Raw genomic sequence first — 17,179 nt, 5'->3', positions numbered from 1 at the left:
TGCCATACGCGCCAAATCGTCCGGCCCCTTGCGAGGGGACGAGAGGTCCGCCGCGTAGATACCAGAGAACGTCCGGGAGGACCCGCTCGTGTCGGGGAGGCGCTGTGAGCGAAAGGACAGATCCGGCCGCGGGTCCGTTCCCGGACCGGCTCGATCCGCTGACGGGGGTGCGGTTCTTCCTCGCGCTCGGCGTGGTCCTGTTTCACTACCAGCTGCAATGGACGTTGCCCGAAGGTGCCGCCGGACTGTTGAATCGGGCCCGTCTCGCGGTCGATATCTTCTTCATCCTGTCGGGGTTCATCCTCACCCATGTTTACCTGCAAGGTGATCAGCCGGTGAACTACAGGCGGTTCATCGCGGCGCGGTTCGCGCGCATCTACCCGGCGCACCTTTTCATCCTGTTGGCGATGCTGTTGCTCGTGCTCGCCGCGCCGGTGTTGGGCATCGGCCTGGAGCCCGGGCGGTTCAACGCTGGGGATTTCCTGACCACCCTCTTTCTGGTGCAGGCCTGGTTCCCCCGAGACGGGATGGTCCTGTGGAACGGTCCCGCCTGGTCGCTGTCGGCCGAATGGTTCGTCTATCTCGCCTTTCCGGCCTACGCTGCGGTCGCCCTGCGATTTCGAGAGCGGCCATGGATGCTCTTGGCGGGGGCGACAGGCCTGTTCATCCTGCTGGATGCAATCTACCGGCAGTGGTTCGGCTCGGTTTTGCCTCGGGCGGAAGACAATATGGGCGTCTTGCGCATTATTCCGGAGTTCCTGCTCGGGATTGGTCTCTATTATCTCGGAACGCGCTGGACGCCGTCCCCGCGCGTCGCGATCGTCGGCGCCGTCGGAGCCACCGCGCTGCTCTTGCTCGCCATGCAGATCGGGGCCGACGATCGTCTTATCGTAGCCGCTGCGGGACCTTTCGTTCTCGCCCTGGCGCTGCTCACCAAGGCCGGTGTCAGGACCTTCCTGTCGCACCCGATCATAATCTTCGCCGGTGAGGCCTCGTTCGCCCTCTACCTCGTCCATATTCCGATCCTGATGGTCTGGCGCAATGCCGCCCAGGCCATCGGGGGCTGGCCGGCCGACTATCGAATGGGGCTTCTGGAACTGGCGGCGATGCTGGCGGTCACCCTCGCAGCGGCGGCGGCCATCTATGGTCTGGTCGAGCGACCGAGCCGCCAGTGGCTGAGGCGGAGGACCTTCGGCCGGGCGCCGGTCGTCGAAGCCAACCGCACCGTTCACAGCGATCAGGGAGAGCCCTTTTGACCACCGCCTACCTCCACCGAAGGCTCTTTCTCGGCGCCGCCGTCAGTGTCGCACTGACCGGAACCGCGTGCGCCCAGACCCAGTCGTCGAGAACCCTCACGGTCTTCAAGACGCCGACCTGTGCGTGCTGCGACGCCTGGATCTCGCACATGCGGGAGGCCGGCTTCACCACGACCATCACCGTTCTGCCGAGCCTCCAATCCGTCCGCAGCAGCCGGGGGCTTCCGGACAGTCTGGCCTCCTGCCACACCGGGTTGGTTGATGGCTATGTCGTAGAGGGCCATGTCCCGGCAGGGGACGTCATACGGTTGCTCGCCGAGCGGCCGGCAGCGCTCGGTCTCGCGGTGCCGGCCATGCCCCTTGGTTCGCCCGGCATGGAGACGCCGCAGGGACACAAGGACCCTTACGACACGCTGCTGGTGCTTCGCTCCGGCGCGACGCGGGTGTTCGCCCGTCACAACCCGCCCACCTGACCTGACCCTGTCTCACCTGATTCATAAGCCGGAGCCCATCATGTCCCCCAAACCTCTCGTTCTCGCCCTCTCTCTCGCCGTCCTGTCGGTGACGCCCGCCGTCGCGCAGGACCATTCCCACGGCCATGCCCAGACCGCGGGGTCGATCAGCGCGGAAGCGACGGACGCGGCCACGACCGTCGATGCCTTCCATGCCGCGCTCAAGGCCGGCGACACCTCCGCCGCCCTGTCGCTTCTGGCCCCGGACGTGATGATCTTTGAAGAGGGCGGAGCGGAGCGCTCGCGCGACGAATACGCCTCCCACCATCTTGCGTCGGACGCCGCCTTTGCGGCCGCGTCGGACGCTACCGTAAGCCGCAGATCCGGCTGGGCGGACGGCGATGTGGCCTGGATCACCAGCGAAGGCCGCACCACCGGTCAGTTCAACGGACGCGCCGTGGACCGTCTGACAACGGAAACCATGGTGCTGAAGCGCCACGCGGACGGCTGGCGCATCCATCACATTCACTGGTCCTCGCGCGCTCCGCGGTAGGCCGCCTCTCCGGTTTGAACGCATCAGTGGGAAAGCGCGTGGCGTTCAGACCGTATATGTTCGCTTAAGCCGGGATCCGGGACGCCCGAGGGTCGGACGTGACAAGCTCTCTCGGAGAAGGGCGCCGCGACCGCAGCGGCGCTCCGCTCCGCGGGCCCCTTGATCGTCGGCTCACGTCGCGATCGGCGGAGGGAGGGTGCCCATAAGCGCGACGACGGCGAGGACGACGAGCCCGAGGGCCGTCTCCGTGACGATACTGCGCCGCAGCCGTCGAACCGCCGAGATCGACTGTCCCGGGTGCTCCAGCTCCAGACGTAGGGAGGGTGTCAGGCGGAAACGGTTGTCCGCCGCCAGGCCCAGCATCAGCACGAAGAGCGCCAGCTTGGCGATCAGAAGCTGTCCGTAGAGGCTTTCGCCAAGGTTCCAGATACGCTCCGGTCCGATGAGGAACCAGCTGTTCGCGAGACCGGTGGCCACGAGCAGGGCTACGGCGAGCGTGCCGAGGCCCGAGAACCCATACAGGGCGCGGTGGAGGATTTCGTCGTCGACCCCCGGGCGGCGCCGCAACAGGATCGTCAGCGCCACCAGAGCGCCAAGCCAAAGGGCAGCACCGACGGAATGGACGATGTCAGAGGCGAGGTGGACCAGGCCCTCGGAGCCTTCTGTCGCCGCGCCGTGGCCTGTCCAAGCGAAGCTCGCGACCACGATGAGCCCGAGGCCTAGCGAGAGGCTCCAGGCCGTCTTGCCCGGTCTCAAGGCCAGGACCGCGACGACGGCCGCGAGGGCGAGGGCGGCTCGGGCGACCATGGCCTTCCCCAAGGCCGTGCCGGTGACCATGAAAGACAGCGACGCAGGCTTGGTGGCTTCCGCCAGCGAGCCCGCCATGACCGCTGTCTGTGCAAGTAGCGCCAGGAGCGCGCTCGCGACGACCACCAAACCTGACCCTATCAGGAGCCCTCGCGACCAGGTGAGATCAACGCCGTCGGCGGGCCTGAAGGTGTAGAGCAGGAACAACGGCGTCCCGAGAAGGACGACGGCCCCGGCGTACTGGAGCCACCGGAGCGCGACGACCGCGATCTCGAGCACGGCGTCAGCGCACCGTGAAGGTGTACGAGCCGGTCATGCGGTGACCGTCGCTCGAGGCGATGCGCCAGTCGATGCGATAGGCGCCGGCAGTCAGCGGTCGCGTCAGAGTCCCGGTCAGGGTCTTGCCGTCTTCAGCGACCGAAGTGCGGATCGCGAGCTTCTCGCCGGCCGAGTTGACCACGTCGAAACCGGAGAACGCAGGCACAGAGCGCTCGCTGAAGGTCAAGGTCAGCGTGCGGGTCGCACCGACTGTGGCGTTCGGCGCGGGCGTGGCGCTGACAAGACGAGCGTGAGCTGCTGCAGGTCCTGCGGCGAGGACGACCGCGGCCGCCAGGGCGACATAGGGAACGGGGTTAAACGCACGCATACTGGGTCTCCTGGCGATTGGCCGGTCCGGCTTTCGACTAGTCTACGCGGCGCGTCGACTTTCCCCTCGTCAACGGCGGCCGACGCTGGCCGACCTCACGCCTTGAAACCGACGACAACACTGGGGCGGCGTGGGAAGCCTCGTCGAACGGGAATGGCGAGTTGGCGAGGCCAGCGGACGCGTCCCGCCGGAAAGGCCGTCAAAGCCGATCCTGAATGGCCTGCATCTGTCGGATCTCGCGCTTCTGGGCCTCGACGATCTCTGCGCACAGCGCGACCAGTTCCGGGTCGCTCAGCTTGGCCTTGCCGCACATCAGGATCGCGCCGGAGTGGTGGGGGATCATTCCTCGAATGAGTTCCTTGTCGCCGATCGCCGCCTGGGTGCGCATGGCGTAGAAGCTGCCCGCGAAGATGACCACCGAGGCCAGCCCAATGGCGAGGTTGAGCCGATTGTTCGGGTACATCTCGCGCATCAGAACCAGCATGAGGACAGCCATCGGCGCGACCATCATCAGCGTCATGTAGAGATTGTTCAGATTGAAGTTGAAGTGATCAAGCGTCGCGATCATCGTGAACATCACCAAATACATGATGATGAAGTGGACGATGAGTTCAATCGCGAGGTTGCGATAGCTCTTGTCGTGCATGAGGGACTCCCGCCGGCGGACAGACGCCGACGATCGACGCCGTTCAAAAGCAGATACGCGCGGGCGGACCAGTCCCCGCGCGCAATCGTGCCGCATCAGGCTCCGGGCTGGACCGAACCCGAAGCGGGGGTTGCTGCGGCGGACCGATGTTGCGCGACCCACTGCTCCAGTGCCGTAATCTCCTGGCGCTGCATCGTAATCGTCTTTTCGGCCATCTCGCGGAGCGCAGCGTCCGGGTTTTCGCGCATCAGGACCTCCGACATGGCGATGGCGCCCCGGTGGTGCTCGATCATCTTCAGGGCATAGGTCTCCTGCGGGTCCGCGCCGTGCGCCTGCATCATGGCCTGATGCATCTGCTGTTCGGAGGCGGAATAGGGCGTCTCGGGCCCCGCCATCGGCTGGACCGCCGGAGCGCTGTGTTCGGCCGCCGACCCCGAGTCGGCCGTCGCGGTTTTATCGGCCTGTCCCGCAGGATTGCACGCGGTCAGGAGCACTGACAGGGCGGCGGTGGCCAGACCGGCGTTCAGCTTGATCGACATCTTCGTTCTCCGGAAGTGATGATCAACGAACAGTTCTGGAAACGGGACGTTCCGGTCCTCCCGCTTCGCGGCTACGCAGTCGGGTTGTTTTTCCCAGGCGGGACGGCTGCCAACCCTCTCACCCCGTTCGCCAAGACAGGGCAGGATTTCAAACCTCTTCACCCTGAAAGGCCGAAATGATCGGACACGGTCCGCTGTCGTTCGCCGCGCAAGCGCTCGCCAGTCGGCGCAACGCCGCTCTCGCCCCCTCAAGATCGGAGATGGTTCGATCCAGCGCCTCCAGCCTCTCCGCGGCCAACGCACGGGCGCGCGTGCGATCTTCGCCAGCGTCGAGCGATAACAACTCTTTGATCTGCTCGAGGGTGAAGCCCGCCGTCTGTGCGGAGCGAATGAACCTCAGCTGGCGCACGTCCTCCTCGCCATAGCGTCGAACGCCCGCGCCGGCGCCATCACGCGACCATCTGTCGGGCGTCGAAAGCAATCCGCGACGCTGATAAAAGCGGACAGTCTCCACCCCGACGCCGCCGTCTCGCGCCAACCCTGCGATCGTCCGAACGTTCATGCTTGACTCCGTATCTAGGTACGGAACTTAAGAGCTGCAGCTCGGATTAGAAGATCAAGGAGCCTGCAATGACCAAGACCGCTGTCATCTATCGGATGGTGATGCCTGACCACACCTGTCCGTGGGGGCTCAAGGCCCGGCATCTGCTCAAGAGCCGGGGCTACAAGGTCGAGGACCACTGGCTCACCACTCGCGAGCAGACCGACGCCTTCAAGGCCGAGCACGGCGTCAAGACCACGCCTCAGGTCTTCATCGACGGCCAGCGTGTCGGCGGCCACGACGACCTGCGCCGCTATCTCGGTCTCAAGGTCCGCGATCCCAAGGCGACCACCTACACGCCGGTCCTCGTCGTCTTCCTGACCACGGCCGTGATGGCGACGATGCTCAGCCTGACGATTTTTGGCACGCCGTTCACCGTGCGGGCAGGGGAGTGGTTTATCGCCCTGTCGATGATGGCCCTGGCCATGCTGAAGCTCCAGAACATCGAGAGCTTCTCATCCATGTTCCTGAACTACGACCTGCTGGCCAAGCGGTGGGTGCCGTACGGCAAGGTCTATCCGTTCGCCGAGTTCGGGGCAGGCGCGTTGATGGTCGCGGGCGTCCTGACCTGGTTATCGGTCCCGGTGGCCCTGTTCATCGGCGGCATTGGCGCGGCCTCGGTCTTCAAGGCCGTCTACATCGACAAGCGCGAACTGAAATGCGCCTGCGTCGGTGGAGACAGCAATGTGCCGCTTGGCTTCCTATCCCTGACCGAGAACCTGATGATGATCGCCATGGCGATCTGGATGCTGGTTATGGACTACGCTCTGCCGGCGTCAGCGATGGCGATGTAGGTTCTGCTCATGCTAGTCTAGCGGCGGCAAGTGAATGCGCAAGAATCGATCGTTAATTCGAATTTGAGATTGTCAATACGTCTCGAAAGATTGCGCGATCACGCGGTTTTTACATCGGTCTATTTATCCAATGTTTTCAAAACCAAACCGAACAGTCGGGCGGCGAGCCGGTGTTAAAGTAGACGAGCCGCGAAAAAACCAACTAATTCATAATTTTGTCCAGCTTAGAGCAATCGAGTGGGAGTGAGGGGCAGTCATAAGGCGGCCCCTGACGAGATGATTGCGGAGTAATGAGCGGAGCATAGCTGCTTGGTTCACATGCCGCGCCCCGTAACCTCACGGTAGTGACGAAGCGACGGGATAGGAGGCGTCTGTGGGCCGGGCGAAAGGGGATCACGACGTCATCCGCCGGCCCAGCCAGCGGCGCACCCGGCCGACGTACACGGACCACGCCGCGCCGAAGAGGGCCGCCAGGTGTCGTTCCTCGCGCCGGATGGCGAGGCGGTCGGTGGCGAAGGCGGCGACGGGGGCGGCCACGAAGAACCAGGCGTTGTCGAACAGGCCGCCGAGGCCGAGCAGCAGCAGGCCGTTAGCGAGATAGATCGGGTTGCGGCTCCAGGCGAACGGACCGGTCGTGACCAGAGCGGTCGCCGCCCGGTGCGGCAGGATGTTGGCGCGCCGCCGCCGCATCTCCAGCATGGCCCAGAGGTCCAAACCAAGGGCGAGCCCGACCAGGAGGCCGCCAGCGGCGAAGGCGCCTGTGGAGAGGGCGGGCGGGGCCCATAGACGCGCCATGATGAGCGCGACAAGGATGGCGCCGCCCGTGATGAGCGGCGGCCAGGGCCAGCGGTTCGGCGCCTGCGGGCTCACCCCCCGGCCAGCTTGAGAACGCCGCGCAGAAGATAGGCGACGATGCCCAGGACGCCCACGCCCAGCGCCCAGAGCGCGACGAACCAGAGGCCCTGCCGGAGCCCGTTTGTGGAGCCGCGACGCATCAGTGGTAACCGTCGTCGCCGACCTTGCCGCGGAACACCCAGTAGGCATAGGCGGTGTAGGCCAGGATGATCGGGATCAGGATCAGGGCGCCCACCAGCATGAACAACTGGCTGGAGGCGGGAGCTGCGGCCTGCCACAGGGTGATCTCGTCGGGCACGGCGTAGGGGAAGACGCTCACACCCAGCCCTGCGAAGGTCACGGCGAACAGGCCGAGCGACAGCAGGAAGGGCCAGACCTCACGCTTCTGACGCATGGTCCAGAAGAAGGCGGCCGCGACGATCAGAACGAGCAACGGCACCTGGGCCGTCAGAAGCACGCCGGGCCAGTCGAACCAACGGCGGGCGTATTCGCCGTCGAGGAAGGGCGTGGCCAGGCTGACGGCGCCGATCATCAGCAGGGTCGCCGGACCGAGCTTCCAGGCCTGGGCGCGGGCGTGGGCCTGAAGCGCGCCTTCCGTCTTCATGTTCAGCCAAGTGGCGCCCAGAAGGGCGTAGCCGACGACGACGGCGGCGCCGGTCAGCAGGCTGAAGGGGCTGAGCCAGTCCCACCAGCCGCCGCCGTAGGCGCGGCCGGACACCTCGACCCCCTGCAGGATGGCCCCCAGGGTGACGCCCTGGGAGAAGGCGGCCAGCAGGGAGCCGCCGAAGAAGGCGACGTCCCAGACGGGCTTGGCCCGCACCGTGCGCCAGCGGTATTCAAAGGCGACGCCGCGGAAGACCAGCCCCAGCAACATGGCGATGATCGGCGTATAGACCGCCGGCATCAACACGGCGTAGGCGAGGGGAAAGGCGGCGAACAGGCCGCCAACGCCCAGGATCAGCCAGGTCTCGTTGCCGTCCCACACCGGGGCGATCGAGTTCATCGCCTTGTCGCGCTGATCGCCGGCCTTCAGCGTCGGGAACAGGATGCCGACGCCCAGGTCAAACCCGTCCATGACGATATAGGCGAAGACGGCGAAGGCCAGCAGGCCGGCCCAGACCAGGGTCAGATCAACGCTCATGATCGGTCTCCTCGCCGGTCGGGATGGGACGGTCGGGGTCGATGGCGGGGGCGGGGGTGATGCCCGCCGTGCGGATCGGGGTTTCCGCCACGCCCGGCTCGCCGCGATGAGGCGCGTGGCTCATCAGACGCAGGATGTAGAAGACCCCGGCGCCGAAGACCGTGAAATAGACCACGGCGAAAGCGGCGAGGGAGCTGGCAACGGCGGGCGCCGCCAGGGGCGCTGCGCTGTCGGCGGTGCGCAGCAGGCCATAGACGGTCCAGGGTTGGCGCCCGACCTCCGTGGTGATCCAGCCCGCCAGCACGGCGACGAACCCCATCGGTCCCATGATCAGGGCGAAGCGGTGCAGCCAGGGGGCGTCGTAAAGGCGTTTGCGGAGCCGGGCGTACAGCCCCCACAGCCCCAGCAGCAGCATGGCCATGCCTAATCCCACCATGACGCGGAAGGACCAGAAGACGATCTCCACCGGAGGCCAGTCGGCGCGGGCGATGGTGTCGAGACCGGCCAGCGGAGCGTTCGGATCGTGCTTCAGGATCAGGGACGACAGCTTCGGAACCTCGACCGCGCCATGGACGGTGGCGGCCTCGCGATCGGGCAGGCCGAACAGGATCAGCGGCGCCCCGTCCGGGTGGCTTTCGAAGTGGCCTTCCATCGCCATGACCTTGGCGGGCTGGTGCTCCAGGGTGTTCAACCCGTGCATATCGCCAATGAAGATCTGCACCGGAGCGGCGACCAGGATCATGCCCATGGCCATGGCGAACATCTTGCGCGCGCCCTTGTTGGTCCGCTCCTTCATCAGGTGCCAGGCGCCGACCGCGCCGACCACCAGACCGGTCGTCAGATAGGCCGCCAGCAGCATGTGGGCGAGGCGATAGGGGAAGGACGGGTTGAAGACGATCTTGAACCAGTCGGCCGGGATGAACTGCCCCACCTCGTTGATGGCGTAGCCTTGTGGCGTCTGCATCCAGCTGTTGACCGACAGGATCCAGAAGGCCGAGGCGAAGGTGCCGATGGCGACCATCAGGGTGGCCAGGAAGTGCAGCTTCTTGCCGACCCGGTTCAGGCCGAACAGCATCACGCCCAGGAAGCCGGCCTCGAGGAAGAAGGCGCTGAGCACCTCATAGGCCATCAGGGGGCCGATGACGGGTCCGGCCTTGTCGGAGAAGACCGACCAGTTGGTGCCGAACTGATAGGACATCACCAGACCCGAGACGACGCCCATGCCGAAGGCGACGGCGAAGATCTTCAGCCAGTATTTGAACAGGTTCAGATAGAGCTCGCGCCCCGTCTTCAGCCACAGGGCCTCCAGTACGGCCAGATAGCTGGCCAGGCCGATGGAGAAGGCCGGGAAGACGATGTGGAAGGCGACGGTGAAGGCGAACTGCATCCGCGCCAGGATCAGGGCGTCAAAGTCCATGGTGATGTCTCAACCAATCAGGCCGAGCGCGCCGGCGCTGCGGTAAAGCATATAGAAGGCGACGACGAAGATCAGCCCGGCGAAGACGGTGTTCAAGACGCCTTTTTGTCCCGACAGGGCTTTGGCCAATCGCGCGCCGACCAAACCGCCCAGTACGCCGCCGCCAATGAACACCGCCGCCAGGGGCCAGTCGACCCAGCCGTCCAGGGCGTAGTTGAAGGCCGTGGTCAGGCCGAAGGCGGTGACGCCGACCAGCGACGAGCCGACGGCATAGTAGATCGGCATCCGGGTCGAGACCATCAGGCTGGGCACGATCAGGAAGCCGCCGCCGATGCCGAAGAAGCCCGACATCACGCCCGTGGCCAGGCCTGTGGCGACGAGCTTGGGTGCATTGCGGCGATCAAGCTGAACGTTCGGGTCGCCGCCGGCGGAACGGCCCCGCAACATCAGTACGCCCACGACCAGCATCAGGACGGCGAACAGGGCCAGCAGCTTCTGCCCGTCCACGGCCTTACCCAGGCTCGAACCCAGAAAGGCGCCGAGCACCCCGGCGACCGCGAACAGACTGGCGATCTTCCATTTCACCGTGCCGTGGCGGGCATGATTGATCACATTGGCGAAGGCGTTGGCGGCCACGGCGAAGGCGCTGGTGCTGATCGCCAGATGCGGATCCTTGATCCCCACCAGATAGACGATCAGCGGCACGGCCAGGATGGACCCGCCGCCGCCGACCAGGCCCAGGGTGAAGCCGACGAGCGAGCCGGCGCCGGCGCCGAGGCCGTACTGCAGCGGAGACAGGTCCATGATCAGGCTCAGGCGACAGCAGGGCGAAGCTGGGGGGCGGGTTCGATGTGGTGGGGGCCGGCCAGCCATTCGCGACCGCGCAACATCCCAAGCCAGTAGATTTCGGGCAGGGCCTGGGCCTTCAGATGCCAGGCCAGACGTGTCGGCTTCGTGCCGTCGAGCATCCATTTCGGGAAGCTGGGCAGGAGCTTGCCGCCATAGCCGAACTCGGCCAGCACGATCTTGCCGCGCTCGACCGTGAGCGGACATGAGCCATAGCCGTCATATACCGCCCGCATCGGCTGGCCGTCCAGCAGCGACAGCACGTTCTCGGCCACCACGGGCGCCTGTTTGCGGGCGGCCGCAGCGGTCTTGGCGTTGGGCGCCGAACAGGCGTCGCCCAGACCGAAGACGTTTTCGAACCGCTTGTGACGCAAGGTGGCGTCATCCACCTCGATCCAGCCGCTTTCGGCGGCCAGCGGACTTTCGCGGATGAAGTCCGGCGCGGTCTGCGGCGGGCAGACGTGCAGGAAGTCGAACTCGCGCCGAACCTGACTGACCCCGCCGTCCGCGTTCGTCACGGCGAAGGTCGCCGTCCTAGCAGGACCATCTACCGCGACCAGTTTCGATCCGAAGTTCAGGTCGATGCGGTATTTGCGGACATATTCCATCAGGGCCGGGACGTAGTCTTTGACCCCGAACAGCACGGGCCCGGCGTTGTGGAATTCGATCTCGATGTCGTTTCGGCCGTGGTCGCGCCAGTGATCGGCCGACAGATACATGGCCTTCTGCGGGGCGCCGGCGCATTTGATCGGCATGGGCGGCTGGGTGAAGATCGCTCGGCCGCTCTGCATCGCCTTCACCAGATTCCAGGTGTAGGGCGCGGTCTCATAGCCGTAGTTGGAGGTGACGTTGTTGCGCCCGAGCGTTTCCGCCAGGCCCGGAATGGCGCCCCAGTCCAGCTTCAGTCCCGGCGCCGCGACCAGCATGCGATAGCCGATCCAGCGGCCGTCGGTCAGTTCGACGCGATCATGGATGGGGTCGAAAGCCGCGACCGAACCCCGCACCCACTGGGCGCCTTGGGGGATCAGGTCCTCGGAGCGGCGCCGGGTCCGCTCGGGCGTGAAGACGCCGGCGCCGACCATGGTCCAGCCGGGCTGATAGTAGTGATGTTCGGATGGCTCGACGATGCGGACGTCGAGGTCCGGGCGACGGCGCAGGAGGCTGGCGGCGGTGGCGATGCCGGCGGATCCGCCGCCGACGATCAGGACATCGCAGGACTCCAGAGGGGCGTACTGGGCGCTCATGACGCGGGCCCTTCAAGACGGGGACGCAGGGCGCCGAGGTCGTAGCCGGCGCTCATGGCGCGAGCGATCAGATGATCAGGAGTTTGTGCGCCGGCGTTCGCCAGCGCCCACAGGGTGGTCGTGCGCGTGCCCGTGCGGCAGAAGCCGAAAACAGGCTGGGGCAGGTTGGCCAGAGCCTCGCGGAAGTCCGCCACGTCCTTGTCGGAGATGGCGCCGCCGACCACGGGGACATGGGCGAAAGCCAGTCCCGCAGCCTCGGCGGCCTGGCGCAGATCTTCGGCGCTGGGCTGGCCGGGCTCTTCGCCGTTGGGTCGGTTAGACATCACCGACCGGAAACCCTGGGCCGCGATGGCGGGCAGGTCTGTGGGGGCGATCTGGGGCGAGGCGGACAGGGCCTCGTCCAGGGGGCGAATATCCATGGCTTTGTCTCCCTAGGGTCTTTTCTGGTTCAAGCGTTTCGGTCGAGGGTCAGGCGGAACAGCGCCATGCCGGCCACGAGGGCGCCGACGAAGACGAAGGCCTGCCAGGCGCCGGTCGTCAGCGCCGCCAGCGCCGGGCCGGGGCACAGGCCGACCAGGCCCCAGCCCAGGCCGAACAGGACGGCCCCGCCGACCAGAGGGGTGTCGATGGTCCGGCCCTCGGGCACATGGAAGGTGTCGGCCGCGACCGGAGCCTCCATGCGCCGGCGGATCAGATAGGCGATGGCGGAGGGGATCAGCGCCCCGCCCATGACGAACGCTAGCGAGGGGTCCCAGGCGCCCGTCACATCCAGGAAGGCCAGGACGCGGGCCGGGTTGATCATATCGGACACCACCATGCCGGCGCCGAACAGCAGGCCGCACAGGACGGCGACGATCAGCCGGTTCATGCCAAGCCTCCCAACAGGTGGCGGGTGACGAAGACGGTCAGGGCCGCGACGGCCATGAAGACGCCGGTGGCGACGATGGAGCGGGGCGACAGGCGGGCCAGGCCGCAGACGCCGTGGCCGCTGGTGCAGCCCGAGCCCCAGCGGGTGCCGAAACCGACGATCAGGCCGCCGAGCACCAGCAGCCAGATGTCCGAGGTGATCTGCACCTCGGGCCTGCGGATCAGCGCCGAGGCCAGGGCCGCACCGCCCAGCAGGCCGGCGATGAAAAGCAGGCCCAGGGTGCGCGGCGCGCCTTTCGACAGGCCGGTCGCCGCGGCGGTCAGGCCGGAGATCCCGGCCACGCGCCCATTCAGCAACAGATAAAGGCCGGCGGACAGGCCGACCAGCAGGCCGCCGGCCAGCGGCCAGACGAAGGAAATGGGTTCAAGCATGGGGGGCTCGCCTCACAGCGCGTTCAGCGGGACCTTGAGGTAGCGCACCCCATTGTCCTCGGGCTCGGGCGGCCGGCCGCCGTTCATGTTCACTTGGACCGACGGCAGGATCAGCTTGGGCATCGGCAGGGTCGCGTCGCGCTGGGTGCGCATGGCGACGAACTCGTCCTCGCTGACGCCGTCGCGAATATGGATGTTGCCAGTGCGCTGGGCGCCGATGGTGGTCTCCCAGGCGAATTCGGTCCGGCCCGGGGGCGCCTTGTAGTCGTGGCACAGGAAGACCCGCGCCTCGTCCGGCAGGGAGGTCAGGCGATGGATCGAGCGATACAGGGTCCCGGCGTCGCCGCCGGGGAAGTCGCAGCGGGCCGTGCCGTAGTCGGGCATGAACATGGTGTCGCCGGGAAAGACAGCGTCGCCGATGACATAGGCCAGACAGGCCGGGGTATGGCCGGGCACATGCAGCACCGTGGCCTTTAGCCCGCCGATCTCGAACTGGTCGCCGTCGTTGAACAACTGGTCGAACTGGCTGCCGTCGCGGCGGAAGTCGGTCCCCTCGTTGAAGATCTTGCCGAAGACGGCCTGGACGGTGAGGATCTCATGGCCAATCGCCAGCTGACCTCCGAGGTTTTCCTGGAGATAGGGCGCCGCCGACAGGTGATCGGCATGGGCGTGCGTCTCGAGCAGCCACTGAACCGTGAGACCTTCGGATTTTACGTAATCAATGAGGGCGTCGGCCGAGGCGTGGGCGGTGCGGCCGGACGCCGCATCGTAGTCCAGCACGCTGTCGATGATGGCGCAGACGTTGGAGCCAGGATCGCGCACGACATGGCTGACGGTGAAGGTGGCCTCGTCAAAGAATGATTTGACCAAGGGCCGTTGAGCGGGATCGGCAAGCGCAGCGCGCACGAGGTCGGCGGCGTGGTCGCGGGCGGGATCGGGGGTGGTCGAGGACATGGCGTGTCTCCGTTTCGGTGACTCAACACATATACACATTCATAGTTCGGGCAAGTATGTATTTTAATGTAGCGGAAACGGTGGGAAGCGCTTAGCTTGCGGCTATGGAAACGATCGACACCGGGCCAGCCGTCTATCCCCCCGCAATGCGCGCCCTGCGCATCAACGACACAGCGCCGGACTTCACCGCGCGCACGACCCAGGGCGAAAAGCGCCTGAGCGACTACCGTGGACGCTGGCTGGTGCTGTTCTCGCATCCGGCGGATTTCACGCCGGTCTGCACCAGCGAGTTCGTGGCCTTGGCCCGACAGGCCGACGCCTTCGCGGCGATCGACTGCGATCTTATGGCCCTGTCGGTCGACAGTCTGTATTCGCACTTGGCCTGGCTGAAGGACATCTACCGCCGCTTCGGCGTGAAGGTGCCGTTCCCGATCATCGAAGATCCCTCCATGGCCATCGGCCACGCCTTCGGCATGGTGGACGCCGGCTCAAGCGACAGCGCGACGGTGCGCGCCACTTTCGTGATCGATCCCGAAGGCGTGGTGCGCGCCATCAGCTGGTACCCGATGAACATCGGCCGCTCGGTTGATGAGCTGCTGCGTCTCGTCACCGCCTTGCAGACGTCTGACCGTGAGGCGGCCTCCACGCCGGCGGGCTGGACGCCCGGCGACGCCCTGCTGGAGCCGGCCGCCACCACTCTGGACGCCGCCATCGCCGATGGTGACGGCGATGCGCCCTGGTACTATCGCGAGCGCCGCGCATGACCAACGATCAAGCGGCCGCCATGGAGCGGTTGAAGGAAAAGGCGCCGGAGGCCGCAGAGCTGTTACGCCAGCTGGCCAACGCCAACCGGCTGCTGATCCTGTGTCACATCGCCGAAGAGGAGCGCTCGGTGGGCCAGCTCGAGGCGGACCTCGGCATCAAGCAGCCGGCGCTATCCCAACAACTGGCTGAGCTGCGCCAGTATGGCCTGGTCAAGACCCGCCGTCAGTCCCGCTCGATCTTCTATTCGATCGCCGACGACCGGGCCCAGGCGGTCATGGGCATGCTCTACGAAATCTTCTGCGGCGATGCGAAGGCGGTCGGCGCGCGAGCCGCCGCCCCGGCGCCCCGCACATCAACGCCGGCGCGCGGCGACACGGCTCAGTTCGCGCGCATCACCGCCGTCGCACGTCGCTGACGGCAAACCCGCACAGGGAGACTCTCGTGAAGGGCTTCATCGACAATATTGAACGTCTGACGGAAGAGAACACAGACTTTCGCCGCGTTCTCTACACCGGCCACAATCTGCAGCTCGTCCTCATGGCCATTCCGCCCGGTCAGGAGATCGGCGAAGAGGTCCACGACGACCGCGACCAGTTCTTCCGCATCGAGGCGGGCGAGGGCGAAATCTGGATCGACGGCGTTCGTCATGCCGTGAAGGCGGACGACGGGGTCATCGTCCCTCAGGGTGCTCGCCACAATGTGGTCAGCACGGGGTCCGAACCGCTTCGGCTCTACACCCTTTATGGTCCGCCCGAGCATCGCGACGGTACGGTTCACGCCACGGTGGAAGAGGCCTCCGCCGACCACGAGCATTTCGACGGCCGCACGACCGAATAACCGTCATGGGCCGACGTCGTCCGCATCGGCGCGCCGGTCGTCGGGCCGCGGCAGGTGCAGGGCGATACCCAACGCCTCCGCCAGACGGGTGTCGCGACGATAGATGTCATCGCGAAAGGCGACGCGGCCCTGGCCGTCCAGGAAGGCGGTCCAGTACAGCAGGCGCACGTCGATCGGCCGACCGGTCGCCACCCGGACGGTCTGGCCGCTGTCCAGCGCGGCGTCGAAGCGGGCGAGCCTTTCGGGGTCCGGCGCCAGCAGAAGGCGGGCGAAGCCGACCGCGTCCTGCACGCGCACGCAGCCGTGACTGAGATGGCGGAAGCTTTGATTGAACGCGCCCCGCGACGGGGTGTCGTGCAGGAAGATGGCGTAGCTGTCCTGAAGCTCGAACTTGACCTGGCCCAGGGCGGCGTTCGGGCCGGCGCGCTGAACCACCATGCCGTTCTGGATCGTCATGTTGTTCGCCCGCATATAGGCGGCGCCACGCGGCAGGATCTCGCGCTGGGCGATGGAAGTCGGCACCGTCCAGGGCGGATTGGCGACGACCGAGGCGAAGGGCCGTTCTAGGCTGGGGGTCGCATTGTCGGCGTCACCCGTCACGACCCGCATCGAATGCACGGGGCGTCCGTCCTTCCAGTAGACCATGATGGAGGCGGCGGTGTTCACCTCGATCCGTTCCGGCGCGACGTCTCTCTTTAGCCAACGGCGGCGTTCCAGATTCAGCGCGATCTGGCGAGCGCGGGCCTCGGCCGAAATCGACAGCGCCCGCTGGGTCGCCGGGCCGATGCGGGCGTCCGCCTCCAGACCGTGGCGCACCTGGAACGCCCGAACGGCCTCTTGCAGAACAGAGCCGTAGTCACCGCCAGACGGGCCGATCATGGAGGCGGCGGCGTCGCTGAGATCACCTTCCACCCGAAGGCGCGGCAGGAGGGCGGGAAGACGGGGGTCGGACGCAAACGGTTCGATCGTCGCGCCCAGGGCGAAGGGCGGCCAGCCGCCGCGGTCGGCGATGGCGCGATAGCGGAGGAAGCCGTCGCACAGGCCCTGATAGCCGCGGTCCTGAGGCGCAAGGCCCGCCATCGTCTCGGCCAACGTTCCGTCGTCGACCGCCGTCGCCAGCAGCGGCGGCGTATCGACCTGGTTGCGACCCATCTCCCAAAGGGTCTCGACGGATGCCGGGTCGACCCGGCCATGAGCGAGCGCCTCGGCCAGGGTCAGGACGGCCTGGGTCAGTTCGGCTTCACTTAGGGCCAGACCGTCGGGCGCTGATAGGCCGTGGCGGTCCGCCAGGGCCAAGGCGTCCATGGCTTGCCGGCGCGCTGGCCCCGCCCAGGCCGGGCGTCCGCCGCGGGCGGCGTAGAAGGCTGCGGTCAGGGCGGAGATGTTCAACGCGGCGGGCGCCGATACGGCTCGCGCGGTCGTCGAGAGCCAGAGCGGCGCCGCGGCCGCCGCGAGCAGGTGTCGGCGGTTCAGGGTGAAGGAGCGACGGTCGGCCATGCCGCCGACACGGCAGGGTTCACCTTAAGG

23 protein-coding genes are annotated in these 17,179 nt (G+C 66.6%); 7 read left to right on the top strand and 16 right to left on the bottom strand.

The genetic code is table 11. The features are described from left to right. Positions 1-104: 104 nt before the first annotated feature. From E7T10_RS11895 to E7T10_RS11885, 3 genes are read left to right on the top strand one after another with little or no spacing between them, the layout of a single operon-like run. Positions 105-1,256 carry an acyltransferase gene (locus tag E7T10_RS11895; protein ID WP_210416088.1) on the top strand — a complete coding sequence of 384 codons (1,152 nt, stop codon included), beginning with the start codon at positions 105-107 and terminating at the stop codon, positions 1,254-1,256. Further along, positions 1,253-1,729, top strand: a complete 477-nt coding sequence (locus tag E7T10_RS11890) for a DUF411 domain-containing protein (RefSeq protein WP_137721950.1) — start codon at positions 1,253-1,255, stop codon at positions 1,727-1,729. Before E7T10_RS11895 ends, E7T10_RS11890 begins: the two co-directional genes overlap by 4 nt. A 40-nt stretch (positions 1,730-1,769) precedes the next feature. Next, positions 1,770-2,261, top strand: a complete 492-nt coding sequence (locus tag E7T10_RS11885; RefSeq protein WP_137721949.1) for a nuclear transport factor 2 family protein — start codon at positions 1,770-1,772, stop codon at positions 2,259-2,261. Positions 2,262-2,432: 171 nt separating this feature from the next. On the opposite strand, the gene copD is transcribed toward E7T10_RS11885, so the two are convergent. The 5 genes from copD to E7T10_RS11860 form a co-directional block, all read right to left on the bottom strand. Then, positions 2,433-3,347, bottom strand: a complete 915-nt coding sequence (copD, locus tag E7T10_RS11880; RefSeq protein WP_137721948.1) for a copper homeostasis membrane protein CopD — start codon at positions 3,345-3,347, stop codon at positions 2,433-2,435. A gap of 4 nt (positions 3,348-3,351) precedes the next feature. Further along, positions 3,352-3,714 (bottom strand): copper homeostasis periplasmic binding protein CopC, encoded by a 363-nt coding sequence (gene copC / locus E7T10_RS11875; protein ID WP_137721947.1) that lies wholly within the window; start codon positions 3,712-3,714, stop codon positions 3,352-3,354. Between the two features lie 199 nt (positions 3,715-3,913). After that, positions 3,914-4,360: a DUF305 domain-containing protein gene (locus tag E7T10_RS11870; protein ID WP_137721946.1), complete on the bottom strand. Its 447-nt coding sequence runs from the start codon at positions 4,358-4,360 to the stop codon at positions 3,914-3,916. Positions 4,361-4,455: 95 nt separating this feature from the next. Then, a complete protein-coding gene (locus E7T10_RS11865) occupies positions 4,456-4,899 on the bottom strand; it encodes a DUF305 domain-containing protein (RefSeq protein WP_137721945.1) in 444 nt (147 codons plus the stop codon). A 148-nt stretch (positions 4,900-5,047) separates the two neighbouring features. Continuing rightward, positions 5,048-5,437 (bottom strand): MerR family DNA-binding protein, encoded by a 390-nt coding sequence (locus E7T10_RS11860; protein WP_246846001.1) that lies wholly within the window; start codon positions 5,435-5,437, stop codon positions 5,048-5,050. Positions 5,438-5,529: 92 nt separating this feature from the next. Here E7T10_RS11860 and E7T10_RS11855 point away from each other — a divergent pair, with 92 nt between their 5' ends. Further along, entirely contained in the window at positions 5,530-6,294 is a 765-nt protein-coding gene (locus tag E7T10_RS11855; RefSeq protein WP_137721943.1) for a glutaredoxin family protein, read from the top strand. A gap of 393 nt (positions 6,295-6,687) precedes the next feature. Here E7T10_RS11855 and E7T10_RS11850 read toward each other — a convergent pair whose 3' ends face one another. The 10 genes from E7T10_RS11850 to E7T10_RS11805 form a co-directional block, all read right to left on the bottom strand. After that, entirely contained in the window at positions 6,688-7,089 is a 402-nt protein-coding gene (locus tag E7T10_RS11850; RefSeq protein WP_246845999.1) for an isoprenylcysteine carboxylmethyltransferase family protein, read from the bottom strand. 71 nt (positions 7,090-7,160) lie between these two features. Further along, a complete protein-coding gene (locus E7T10_RS11845) occupies positions 7,161-7,289 on the bottom strand; it encodes a DUF2474 family protein (protein ID WP_137721941.1) in 129 nt (42 codons plus the stop codon). Continuing rightward, on the bottom strand, positions 7,289-8,290 hold the full coding sequence (gene cydB / locus E7T10_RS11840) for a cytochrome d ubiquinol oxidase subunit II (protein WP_137721940.1): 1,002 nt from the start codon (positions 8,288-8,290) through the stop codon (positions 7,289-7,291). Before cydB ends, E7T10_RS11845 begins: the two co-directional genes overlap by 1 nt. Further along, entirely contained in the window at positions 8,280-9,707 is a 1,428-nt protein-coding gene (locus tag E7T10_RS11835; RefSeq protein ID WP_137721939.1) for a cytochrome ubiquinol oxidase subunit I, read from the bottom strand. The genes cydB and E7T10_RS11835 overlap by 11 nt, the downstream gene beginning before the upstream one ends. A 9-nt stretch (positions 9,708-9,716) precedes the next feature. Continuing rightward, positions 9,717-10,511 carry a sulfite exporter TauE/SafE family protein gene (locus E7T10_RS11830; RefSeq protein ID WP_137721938.1) on the bottom strand — a complete coding sequence of 265 codons (795 nt, stop codon included), beginning with the start codon at positions 10,509-10,511 and terminating at the stop codon, positions 9,717-9,719. A gap of 8 nt (positions 10,512-10,519) precedes the next feature. Then, positions 10,520-11,797, bottom strand: a complete 1,278-nt coding sequence (locus tag E7T10_RS11825) for an FAD/NAD(P)-binding oxidoreductase (RefSeq protein WP_137721937.1) — start codon at positions 11,795-11,797, stop codon at positions 10,520-10,522. Then, entirely contained in the window at positions 11,794-12,216 is a 423-nt protein-coding gene (locus E7T10_RS11820; RefSeq protein ID WP_137721936.1) for a TIGR01244 family sulfur transferase, read from the bottom strand. The genes E7T10_RS11825 and E7T10_RS11820 overlap by 4 nt, the downstream gene beginning before the upstream one ends. 29 nt (positions 12,217-12,245) lie before the next feature. After that, the gene (locus tag E7T10_RS11815; protein WP_137721935.1) at positions 12,246-12,665 is read right to left on the bottom strand and encodes a DUF6691 family protein; all 420 of its coding nucleotides are present in this window, start codon (positions 12,663-12,665) and stop codon (positions 12,246-12,248) included. After that, positions 12,662-13,096 (bottom strand): YeeE/YedE family protein, encoded by a 435-nt coding sequence (locus tag E7T10_RS11810; protein WP_137721934.1) that lies wholly within the window; start codon positions 13,094-13,096, stop codon positions 12,662-12,664. Before E7T10_RS11810 ends, E7T10_RS11815 begins: the two co-directional genes overlap by 4 nt. Positions 13,097-13,108: 12 nt before the next feature. Then, positions 13,109-14,050 (bottom strand): MBL fold metallo-hydrolase, encoded by a 942-nt coding sequence (locus tag E7T10_RS11805; RefSeq protein WP_137721933.1) that lies wholly within the window; start codon positions 14,048-14,050, stop codon positions 13,109-13,111. Positions 14,051-14,154: 104 nt separating this feature from the next. Here E7T10_RS11805 and E7T10_RS11800 point away from each other — a divergent pair, with 104 nt between their 5' ends. Genes E7T10_RS11800 through E7T10_RS11790 form a run of 3 tightly spaced genes read left to right on the top strand, consistent with a single transcriptional unit; the run spans position 14,155 to position 15,652 of the window. Further along, complete coding sequence (locus tag E7T10_RS11800; RefSeq protein ID WP_246845998.1) at positions 14,155-14,814, top strand: peroxiredoxin; 660 nt, start codon at positions 14,155-14,157, stop codon at positions 14,812-14,814. Beyond that, complete coding sequence (locus E7T10_RS11795; protein ID WP_137721932.1) at positions 14,811-15,230, top strand: metalloregulator ArsR/SmtB family transcription factor; 420 nt, start codon at positions 14,811-14,813, stop codon at positions 15,228-15,230. Before E7T10_RS11800 ends, E7T10_RS11795 begins: the two co-directional genes overlap by 4 nt. A 26-nt stretch (positions 15,231-15,256) precedes the next feature. After that, positions 15,257-15,652: a cupin domain-containing protein gene (locus E7T10_RS11790; RefSeq protein ID WP_137721931.1), complete on the top strand. Its 396-nt coding sequence runs from the start codon at positions 15,257-15,259 to the stop codon at positions 15,650-15,652. A gap of 3 nt (positions 15,653-15,655) precedes the next feature. Here E7T10_RS11790 and E7T10_RS11785 read toward each other — a convergent pair whose 3' ends face one another. After that, positions 15,656-17,149, bottom strand: a complete 1,494-nt coding sequence (locus E7T10_RS11785; RefSeq protein WP_137721930.1) for a murein L,D-transpeptidase — start codon at positions 17,147-17,149, stop codon at positions 15,656-15,658. Between the last annotated feature and the right edge of the window lie 30 nt (positions 17,150-17,179).

The organism is Brevundimonas sp. SGAir0440 (genome assembly GCF_005484585.1).
GTDB lineage: Bacteria > Pseudomonadota > Alphaproteobacteria > Caulobacterales > Caulobacteraceae > Brevundimonas.
The sequence above is the reverse complement of the archived record's forward strand: the minus strand, read 5'-3'. Positions and strand labels throughout refer to the sequence as shown.